The sequence below is a fragment of the Fibrobacter sp. UBA4309 genome (assembly GCF_002395745.1).
GTDB lineage: Bacteria > Fibrobacterota > Fibrobacteria > Fibrobacterales > Fibrobacteraceae > Fibrobacter.
This window is the reverse complement of the sequence record NZ_DGUN01000031.1, coordinates 1-10,600: the sequence shown is the minus strand read 5'-3', so window position 1 is coordinate 10,600 and position 10,600 is coordinate 1. Positions and strand designations below refer to the sequence as shown.

8 protein-coding genes are annotated in these 10,600 nt (G+C 51.6%); 2 read left to right on the top strand and 6 right to left on the bottom strand.

Annotation, left to right across the window (positions count from 1 at the left end; genetic code table 11):
- From B3M32_RS03525 to B3M32_RS03500, 6 genes are all read right to left on the bottom strand, one after another.
- Positions 1 to 2,186: efflux RND transporter permease subunit (locus B3M32_RS03525; RefSeq protein WP_290743622.1), on the bottom strand; the 2,186-nt coding region annotated here is incomplete at its 3' end.
- 86 nt (positions 2,187 to 2,272) lie between these two features.
- A complete protein-coding gene (locus B3M32_RS03520; protein WP_290743621.1) occupies positions 2,273 to 2,701 on the bottom strand; it encodes a flavodoxin in 429 nt (142 codons plus the stop codon).
- An 86-nt stretch (positions 2,702 to 2,787) separates the two neighbouring features.
- Positions 2,788 to 3,339, bottom strand: a complete 552-nt coding sequence (locus B3M32_RS03515) for a DUF3793 family protein (RefSeq protein WP_290743620.1) — start codon at positions 3,337 to 3,339, stop codon at positions 2,788 to 2,790.
- An 84-nt stretch (positions 3,340 to 3,423) separates the two neighbouring features.
- Entirely contained in the window at positions 3,424 to 5,157 is a 1,734-nt protein-coding gene (locus B3M32_RS03510) for an ABC transporter ATP-binding protein (RefSeq protein WP_290743619.1), read from the bottom strand.
- Positions 5,150 to 6,934, bottom strand: a complete 1,785-nt coding sequence (locus B3M32_RS03505) for an ABC transporter ATP-binding protein (protein WP_290743618.1) — start codon at positions 6,932 to 6,934, stop codon at positions 5,150 to 5,152. Before B3M32_RS03505 ends, B3M32_RS03510 begins: the two co-directional genes overlap by 8 nt.
- Positions 6,935 to 6,936: 2 nt before the next feature.
- Positions 6,937 to 7,773, bottom strand: a complete 837-nt coding sequence (locus B3M32_RS03500; RefSeq protein WP_290743617.1) for a helix-turn-helix domain-containing protein — start codon at positions 7,771 to 7,773, stop codon at positions 6,937 to 6,939.
- Positions 7,774 to 8,096: 323 nt separating this feature from the next.
- On the opposite strand from B3M32_RS03500, the gene B3M32_RS03495 reads away from it, so the two are divergent.
- Positions 8,097 to 9,299 (top strand): hypothetical protein, encoded by a 1,203-nt coding sequence (locus B3M32_RS03495; protein ID WP_290743616.1) that lies wholly within the window; start codon positions 8,097 to 8,099, stop codon positions 9,297 to 9,299.
- A gap of 171 nt (positions 9,300 to 9,470) precedes the next feature.
- On the top strand, positions 9,471 to 10,600 hold a 1,130-nt coding region (locus B3M32_RS03490; protein ID WP_290743615.1), incomplete at its 3' end, for a TonB-dependent receptor.

Sequence of the window (10,600 nt, the reverse complement as noted above, 5' to 3'; positions counted from 1 at the left end):
GTGGTCATGCCCATGGTCTTTCCGATTTCGCGGTAAGAGAGCAGTAGCGCGTGCCTGTAGCTGCCCGTGCGTTCAAAGCCGTATTTGATGTGGTTGTTCATGTGGATGGTGTCGTCGACGGCGATGCCCAAAATCATAGGCATCACAATCATCGTGATCATGTCGAGCGGCATGCCCGAATAGCCCATGACGCCACCAATCAGGAGAACCGGCGCGACGTTTGGAATCATTCCGATAAGGCCCGCCTTGATGCTCCCGAATGCAAGGATCATCATGATGGCGATAATCACGAACGACCCGCCGAACGAGCGCAAAAGCCCGCCGACCAGCTTGCCGTTCATTTCGGCGTAGTTCACGACTTCACCCACCACGGAGACTTTCGCATCGGGGAAAATGCGGGCGGCATAAGCGTTTGCCGAATCCAGGTCCTCGACGATTTTGTTGGCGTCGTAGCCGGCGAGTTCTATGTGAATGAAGGTTGTCCTGTAATTTTCGTCCATGCGTTCAAAGAGCGCATCGGGGTCCGAGATTTCGTACAAGAAAAGCAGTTGCGTGAGCATGTCCTGCGCATCGGGAATCTTGTAATACTCGATACTGTCGGCGTTCAGCGTGCGGTTCATCTCTTTTACGAGGCGCGTCACCGATTGCACGCGCGGCTTGTCGCCCGAAATTTTCGTGAGCTGGAGCGTGCCGAGTTTCTGTTCAAGTTGCTCGATGCGCTTCATATTGGCGGGATCCTTGAGCGCGTCCGCGTCATCGAATTCCACCATCACGTTAAAGTCGTAAAGGCTTCCGAGTTTTCCACTGAGCATATCCTTGAGCCGCACCACGAAGGGAATCTTTTCGCCCATGGTTTCGGTGTAGTCCATGTTCACGTCGATACGCATCATTCCCGGAATCTGCAGCAACATTACTGCCGCCGAAATCACTGCGACGATAACGCTGTGCCTGCATACCTTGCGCCCAAAGAATTCAAAGAGGATGTCGGCCTTGGTGGCTCCTGCCGACTTTACTTGCGTCGGGTCAGGTTCTGCATTCTTTCCGAAGCTCATGAGAATCGGAATCAGGATGATGACGTACAAGTAAACCATCGTGACGATGCCCGCCGAAATGCCTCCAATCCAGCGGATGGGGCGGATTCCTGCGAACAGGAACGAAATCAGCGATGCAACTGTAGTAATGACGGTAAAGAGGATTGGCCAGCCCGTTTCTTCGACGGCGCAAATCACGGATTCGCGGCGGTTGCCTGTGCGCCTAAAGTGCATGCGGAATGAATTGATGTAGTGGATGGAATAGCCCACCGAAAGCGCCATGCCTAAAAGCACCGGGAGCGCGACCATGCTCTCGTCGCCGACAACGCCGAGCCACGCATTAATGCCGAGTACCGAAGCGATGCCGCCGACTGTTGCAATCGCGGGCACCACCACGCCACGCAACGACCTTACAAACAAGATAAGGCATACAAGCATCACCAGGAACCCGAAACCGATACGCATGGCGCATTCTCGCGAGATGACTTCGTTTTCTTCCATCTCGGTGTAGCTCATGCCCGTCGGGAGCATCTCGAACTTGTCGCTTTTGAATTCGTCGGAATAGATGACGTTGCGAGCAAAAGGCGCGATACTGTCCTTGCCAAAATTGACGCCGCCTTCGTATGATTTCAGCGCAAGAATAATCCAGGTTTCTTTCGCGTCGTCAGAAACGATGTTGTTCACGAGCGATTCGCGAGAAAGAATTAGCCGTTTTTTCGCTTCCAGTTCCTGCGGGTCAGTGGGAACGCCGCCCTCGAAGGGATTGATTACTTCAAAACCTTCGTCATTTGCGACCGGAATCGACAAATTGTGCGTCAGTGAAACCACACGGTCGGCATACGGGACCTCGTTTTCGAGCCTGCGCGAAAGCCTGTCGATTGCCTGCAACACCTCTGGCGCAAAAACGTCGTCGGCGCGGACCATCACCATGTAGCCGTCGTCGCTACCGAATTTTTCGTTGAAATGCGCCTGGTCAATCTTCACCTTGTCCCAGTCGTCAAACCAGTCCTCTTCACTGCTACTCATCTGCAGATGCGGGAGTCCGAGGCTCGCCAAAACCGTTACGATGGCCGTTATTAGCAGAATCAACCAGCGAAAACGAACCTGAAAGCGCCCCAATCGGGCAAAAACCTTGTTGACACGAGAAACTTGCATTGAAAAACTCCTCTAAAAGCCCCAACGGAGTGTGATTCCGTCGGGGCTGTTTCAATCCAAAACACTATAAGAAAGAAAAAGTCATTTTAGGCGGTGGCGAGCACCTTGCCGAGATCCTGACAGGCGGCCTTGCCGGCGTCATCGGGGGCGTTCTCGATGGCGAGCGGGTCTGCCACAAGTACGAGCCCGGCGGCTTCGGCGTCGGCCTTCCACGGGTTCATCCATTCGCCGCCACCCCAGCCGTAAGAGCCGAACAGTGCGACTTTCTTGCCGTTGAGTGCGGGTTTGACGGCTTCGTAGAAGGGCTGGAATTCGGAATCTTCGAGTTCCTCGGCGCCCATGGCGGGGCAACCCAGTGCATAGCGGGCGTATTCGCCCAGCTGGCCCTGCGAAAAGTCCGAGACGCTGAACACGTCGGCTTCGGCACCGGCGGTCTTTGCACCTTCGGCGACGTATTTTGCCATCAGTTCGGTGTTGCCGGTTCCGCTCCAATAAATGACTGCGATTTTTTCCATTGTGATTCTCCTATTGTTTTAGTTATAGATCCTTCGACTCCATACCTTGCGGCATTCCGCTCAGGATGACACAGGGTTGGATTGTTTTACCCGACGGCGAGCATCGGTAGCGAGTAGCCGCGTTCAAAGAGGTTGCTCATGACCGTAAAGCATTTCTTGAAGCATTCAAAGAGCTTTTCCGCAGCTTCTACGTCGCCATACACCTTCCAGTAACCGCAACTTTTGCAGTTATGCCCGCCATTGGCGATGAACCCCTTAACATCTTCGAGCGGATAGCCCAGGAAAAGCCCTATTTCGTGCGGAAAGCAGTGGCACTTGCCGATACGATACGTCAGGTTTGCAATAAGTTTGTCTTCGTCAAAATGCCTGTAGTCGTATTGTTCAAGGAAGTGTCGAACGTCGCTGGCTTCGCACAGACGCTTCAGGAGGTTGTGGCGGTAAACGTACACGAAGCTGCGCCCGCAACGTTCTGCGACGACGCGCACGAATATGCCCGACGGATTCAGCTCGCGGTTCCAGCGGGCAAGCAAAGCGCAAAGCGGTTCGTGCATCGGCGTGCAGTTTTCGACGCAGAAGAGGCTGCCGACTTTGCGGGCGGCAAGCGTTGGGGCGCATTGGCGAACCAATTTGTAATCCATCAATCGTTGTGCGGTCATATTCTTCCTAGATCCTTCGACTCCATGCCTTGCGGCATTCCGCTCAGGATGACACTTTCGTGCCTCCTACTGACTACTCTTCATTTGAAGTTCAAGCATCTTGCAGAACAGGCCGCCTTTCGCCTTGAGCTCGGCAGGGGTGCCCGTTTCGGCGATGAGACCGTCTTGCAGTACCACGACCTTGTCGGCGTTTGCGATGGTGCGCATGCGGTGCGCGATGATGACGACTGTTTTGCCCTTCACCAGCTGCGAAATGCCGCGCTGGATCTTGGATTCGTTTTCTACGTCGAGGCTTGCGGTCGCTTCGTCGAGCAAGATGATGGGCGCGTCCTTTAACAAGGCGCGTGCAATCGAGATTCGCTGGCGTTCACCGCCCGAGAGCGTTTCACCGTTTTCGCCGATGACGGTGTCATAGCCTTGCGGCATCTTCTGCACGAATTCGTCGCAACCCGCGAGTTTTGCGACCTTCAGGATTTCTTCGTCGCTGGCATCGCGCTTGCCGATGCGGATATTGTCCTTGATGCTCGTGTTGAACAGCACCACGTCCTGGAAGACGATGGAGAAATTCTTGAGGAGCGTTTCAGGGTCAATCTTGCTGATGTCCTGCCCGCCGAGGGTTACCATGCCACCCTGAATATCCCAGAAGCGTGCCGCAAGTTTTGCCGCGGTCGTCTTTCCGCTGCCGCTCGGGCCCACAAGTGCGGTGATTTCGCCCTGCTTTGCCGTGAACGAAACTTTTTTCAGGACTTGCTTGTTCTCGTTGTAATTGAAGTCAACATCCTTGAATTCGATATCGAAATTCTGGGGAGCGAATACAGTTACACCTTCCTGAGGTTTCATCTGGTCCATTTCGCGGAATCGGCGCAGGCGCACATTCACAAAGAACAGTTCGGCGAGGTTGTTGAATACCAGGAAAACCGGGTTGTAAACAGTCGCCGCGCACACGATGAACACCAAGTAGGTAAACACATCGATTTCGCCCTTGGTCCAGAGTCGTGCGCCCGTAATCAGCACCGTGGCAAGGCCCATCTTGAGAATGCCTTGCGCCGAATTCAGGAACGAGCCCACCTTTACGTCGGAATCCATCTGCGATTTTTCGTATTTGATGCAATCCTTGTCAAAATGGTTGAGGTAGGCGGTTTCACCCGAATACGAGCGGATTTCCTGCACGTTTTCGAGACCTTCCTGGATATCTTCCATAATTACGCGGCGGGCGTTATATGAATTTTCGAACCAACGGTCCTGAATTTTCTTGGATAGCGCAATGAGCAAAGCTGCTGCAGGCACCACCCAGAAAAGTGCGATAGACATTTTCCAGTTGTAGCAGAACAGCATGATTCCGATAATGGTGACGCTCCCGATGGCGGCGAAAAGTTCCGGCACCGCATGCGAGAAAATCATTTCGAGAGCATTGCAGTCGTCCATGATGGTCGATGTCAAATCCGAAAGATTCTTCTTGCCAAAGAACGAGAGCGGCAACTTGCGGAGCTTTTCGGCAATCGAGACGCGGCGGCGCATGCTTTCGTCATACACGCTACTGTAAGTCGCACTGTACGAAAACCTGTAAATGACTAGCATCACGACAAACAGGACTACCGCAATTCCTACGTAGAATAAGGTTCCGTGCGGAGTTTTGCCAGCAAATTCACCAATGCCCATCTGCTCCATCAAAAAATAAAAGAGCATCATCATCGGGAACATGAGCGAAACAAAGTGCAGGAATGTCCAGACGACGCCACGGACAAATGTGCGCGAGCCTTCTTCCGAAAGAGCAAAAGTATTCTGAACCCACTTATACATTTTCGCCTCCTTCATTATCCTTGGAATTGTCGAGGGTCCATGTGACAGACTGCTGGTATTCGGCCCACATCTTGGCATAAATGCCGTTCTTTTCAAGCAATTCGTTGTGCGTTCCGCGTTCAGCGATTTCGCCATCTTCGACAACGATAATCTGGTCGGCGTTCACCACGCTTGTAAGCCTGTGGGCGATCATCAGCACGGTCTTGCCTGCGGCCAGTTTGTGCAAGGCTTCTTGAATCAAGCGTTCGTTTTCTGGGTCAGCAAAGGCGGTCGCCTCGTCGAGCACCACGATGGGGGCGTTCTTCAAGATGGCGCGCGCAAGCACCACTCGCTGCTGCTCGCCACCCGAAAGATAAGTTCCCTTGCTCCCGATAACGGTATCGATACCGCCGGGCAGTTTGTCAATGATTTCGCGGCACTGCGCAAGGTCAAGCGCCTTGTTTACCTGCTCAAGAGTCGCGTCGGGCATGCCGTAACGAACGTTGTCCAGAATGCTCATCTTGAAAAGGCGGGTGTTCTGGAACACGAACGAAACGTTCTTCATCAGTTCCTTCGGGTCAATTTGCTTTACAGGAATACCGCCAATAGTAATCTCGCCGCTATCGACATCGAAGAATCGCGGCAGAAGTTTTGCAATCGTACTCTTGCCACCGCCCGAAGGCCCGACAAGTGCTACCGTATGGCCCGCCGGTACCGTGAGCGAAATGTCGCTCAGCACTTGTTTGTCGGTGTCGGGGTAGGTGAAGTTTACGTTCCGGAATTCCACATCAAACTTTTGCATCGGGACAGGATTTTCGCAGACTTCCAGATCCTTGGTGCGCGCGATATCATTAATGCGGTCAACCGCGATTCCCGCCTGGTTTGTGGCGTTGCTCAGGTACATGCTGCGCATCACGCACTGCGAGAACAATGGTGTTACCAACACGTAAATCATCATGTTCACGATGGTGAGTTTTACATCGCCGTCGTTACTGATGATGAGCGCTGCCGTTGGCACCAGGAACAACACGAATCCGTTCACGAGAATCGTGTAGATGCAGTAAGGGACTTTCCAGTTGTCGGAATAGGCTGTGACCATCTTGTGGTAAGTCACGATGCTGTTGTAGAAACTCTTGAACGAAAAAATCGTCTGCTGGAAAACCTTGACTACGGGAATCCCGCGCACGTATTCCACCGCTTCGGCGTTCATCTCTTCGAGGGCCTGCATGTAGCGTTCCATGAACTTGGTTCCCCTGCGGCCAAGGGTACCCAAAATGAACAAGGCGTATGCGATAGGCACCAAAGAGGCAAGGCCGAGTCGCCAATCGAAAACGAACATCATCACAAGCGCCACGATGGGAATCAGGATGGTGCTTGAAATGTCGGGCATCTCGTGCGCGACGAAGGTGTGCGTAATCGCGGCGTTGTCGTCGATAATCTTGCGGAGTTTGCCGGTCGGATTCTTGTCGAAAAAACCAAGCGGAGCTGACATCAGCTTTTTCATGGCGAATCGGCGCAGGTCGCCTTCGAGCCTGAATGCTACCATGTGCGAACAAGCGAGGGCCGCAAAGTAGAGCAAAACGCTTGCGACCGAGGCGAGAACCGCTCCGATGGAATAGTCGAAAATCTTGATGTTCGTCATGTCGCCGCCAGAGATAACCTCGCGGACAATGAGCCACATCAGTAAAAACGGCACGAGCCCTGCGATGGCGCTCAATGCCGAAAGAATCAATGCAAGCGGGAACAGCGGTTTTCGCGAACCCATGTAAGCGTAAAGTTTAGAGAATGTCTTTTTCATAATTATGCGACGTTTGTCATCCTGTATTTTTTCCTGTATTCCTTCGGGGTCATGCCCATCACATCCTGGAAAGCGTGGGCGAACTTGCTCCCGTTATTGTAACCGACTTCACCTGCAATCTCGAGAATCCCGCGGTCGCACTCGCGAAGTTGCTTGGCGGCCAGTTTCATGCGCTCGCGGCGAGCGTAAGTGAATACCGGCAAACCGAACACGTTCTTGAAGCAGAGTTTCATTGCGGTAGGCGGCATGTCGAATTTGTCGGAAAGTTCCTCGATGGTAAAATGGCTGTCCATGTTTTCGCAGATGAACGAACGGATGCAGTAAATCTTTTCTATTTGGAGTGAAGATAGATTGCACTCGCGGCAGGCGTATTCTCTTTGAGTGTCCAAGTTTTTTAATGTGAGCAACAATTCTAAGATGGCGAGTCTGCAGTATTCTGCCTGCGTTTTTTCGGACTTGTTCTCGATTTTCTCGAATGCGTGAGCCACCTCTTCCTTGGTGTGCACGATGAACGGTCGGCCCGGACGGCACATTTTTTGCGCAAGAGTCCTGATGTCGAGTGCAAAACCTGCGAAATGTTCCTGGATGTATTTTGCTGATTCCTCGTAGAAAAGGATGCGGTCGCCGCAGTAATTGGCAGAGCGCGTTAGCGCACCCGAAGTCCAGGCGTCATAAACCAGCATTTCTCCTGCATTCAGCTGATTGCAGGGCAGTGCTCCGCCGGCCCAGGTAATGCGCCCCTTCCGGCAAAATTCAAGAATGAGAATTGGATCTCCTGCGAGCGTCGTATGGTAGCACCCGATTTTGTGCAACCATTCAATTCCTTTGATGTCTAGCATTCTTTCCTCATAAATCAATTCAGATCGACTATGTTAGCTGAATCTTAAAAAGTAAGACAAATCTAACAAGTAAGCAAAACTTTGTCAAGGCTAATTTTATTTTGGGCTTATCATATTTTGAATACGATTCTGTCTAAATGGATTGAAAAATGACTAAATAGAGTTAAATGGTGGCCTAACATTGATAAAATGAAGTTTTTGGCTTTATAATCCAATTGGATTTTTTCATTCCTTTTTGGAGTAGAACGCCCCCGACGATGTTTCTAAAATGCTCCGCAAAATTAACAAACGCGGCTTTTCCGCATTAATTTCAAGGAGTATTTATGAAAAAAAGATTCATGGCGGCACTTGCTATTTCGCTTGGCATGCTCGCTGCTTGCGGCGACGATTCCTCTTCTTCTGCCAATGGCGAAAATGGCGAATACAAACGCGAATTTGCAACTGCGATTGCCTCGGGCGAAACGATGTTCATCGGCACGATGTCGCTGGACCATACAGATGATATCGGCACCGACTATATCGAAGTCGGAACCCGCGCAGGCGTTGTCTATTACGACAATTCCTTGTTTATTGCCGACCTTGATGTGGGAACCATTGCACGCTACAGTCTCGATGCAAACAACAAGATTGGTAGCAAGACGGCTGAACTTTCGCTTGCTGGCGCATGGGCAAACCACATTTACTTCGTGAATGAAGAAAAAGCCTACTTGGGCGGCATGCTTGACTCGCTGCTCATCATCAACCCGAAGACCATGAAGCGCACGGGCGCGATTGACCTGTCCAAATACAAGAACGAGGACGCTCTCGTGGTGAGCCCGGGTACAGGCGTAATCGTGGACGGTCGGCTCTATGTTGGCCTGTTGCAGAACGTGAGCGACTATGCTACCGGTAATACCGCTCAGATTGCCATCATTGACATCAAAAAGGATTCCGTGATTGCCGTGGCCGAAGATGACCGCGTCGCGGCTGTGGGCTCCCTGGATGATTCCCAGAACCAGTCGTTTATCGTTGCTGACGGTTACATTTACTGCTACAGCAATGCTTCCTGGGGCTACGCTCCGGGCCAGGTCGACGGGTTCCTGCGCATCAAGGTGGGCGAAACCGAATTCGACAAGGATTATCAGTGGTTCGTGACCAATGATGTCGCCATCGACGGCGTCACCAAGAAAGGCAACTTCAAATACCTGAGCCCCACTACCGTCGCCAATGGAACCAAGGTGTATTCCTTCTTGAACGTGATGGTGGACCTGCAGCAGGTTTGGACCGATATGGATAGCTACCACAACAATACCTGCAAGCCGGTAGAAATCGATCTTGCCAAGAAAACCATGAAGGCGCTCCCGATTGATTATACTTCTAGCTGGGCTAGCTACGGCAAGTACATCGATGACGACGGCACCGTGATTTTTGCGGTCTCTACCGAAAAAGACGGCAACGCCTACTTCCGCTATGATCCTAAGTCCGAAAAGGCGGAAAAGATCGCCGATATAAAGCAGATTCCGATGTGGCTTGTGCCGCTCAAGTAAGCGAAATTACCGCAAATCTGCGGTGTACATATTGTCCTCATAAACGCGAAGGTCCGTTCCCGCCTAATGGTGGGGGCGGATTTTGTTATTGGTACAGGATAAATCCATTCGGATTTTCAAAGACCCGTTTGGAGTAGAAAATTAGTCTGAAAATTGCTTAATTGCGCTGCGATGAAAAAGATGATTTTTTATAAGGCGGCAACGCTTGCCCTTATATTTGCTACGGTTGGTGCGGTTTCGGCCCGTGCCCAAGATGATGAAATTACCTCGATAGACGATTTTCTGGAGGAATCTGCTCCAGAAAACAATGCGACAACTGGTGACGCAAACAGCGCGACGGCGCAATCAGATGCATCTGCGGCAAATGCCTCGGGCGTTACGCAGCTGGACGAACTCTCGGTGGAATCTGAAATAGAAGCGGAACAGGCGAAGCAGGCCAAAAAGGCGGAATCGGTTGCGACGATTGACGCAGCCGAGATGCAGAATACAAGCAAGACCATTTCGAAGGCCGTCAACTCCGCTTCGGGCGTTAAGGTGCGCAAGTCCGGTGGCATGGGCAGCGAAGGTAAAATCAACATTCGCGGCATGGAAGGCAAGAACATCAAGGTGCTGGTAAATGGCGTCCCCGTAGAGACGCAAGGCAACTTGGGTCTTGACGATATCCCTATTGACCAGATTGCAGACATTGAAGTTTACAAGGGCTATGTTCCGGCACGTTTTGCTACGGACGGTGCGGGCGGTGCCATCAATATCATTACCAAGAAGCGTCCCGCCAATTCGGTGGATGCGTCCTACAGCCTTTCAAGTTACAATACACATAAGGCATCGGTAAGCGCGAGCCATGTAATCGATAGTATTGTCGGTGGCGCGAGCCTGGAAGTGGGGGTATCGGGCTATTTCAACCATTCCGATAACGATTACGAATTCACTTCGCCTTACATGAAAAGCTCAACAGGTAAAGATACGAGCGTCGTTCGCGATCACGACCATTACACCTCTTACAATGTACAGGCCTTTGCGAACTTGATGAATGCCTGGTTCGACCAGGTTTCGCTTGGTGCAAGCTACGGTGCGTTCGATAAGGAAATTCAAGGCGAAGCGAACCGCATTGTTGAAGCGACTGCCGAAGGGTATAATTTAGGAGCGACTTTCGGATTAGATAAGAAAAATTTGTTTGTAAAAGACTTGAATTTCGGTGACCATTTTTCGTTTGGTTACAATGAAAATAAAATTATTGACACGAGTCGAGTCCATTGCCGCAACTGGTATAGTTGCGATACCGCCAAAAAGAATGTGGGCGA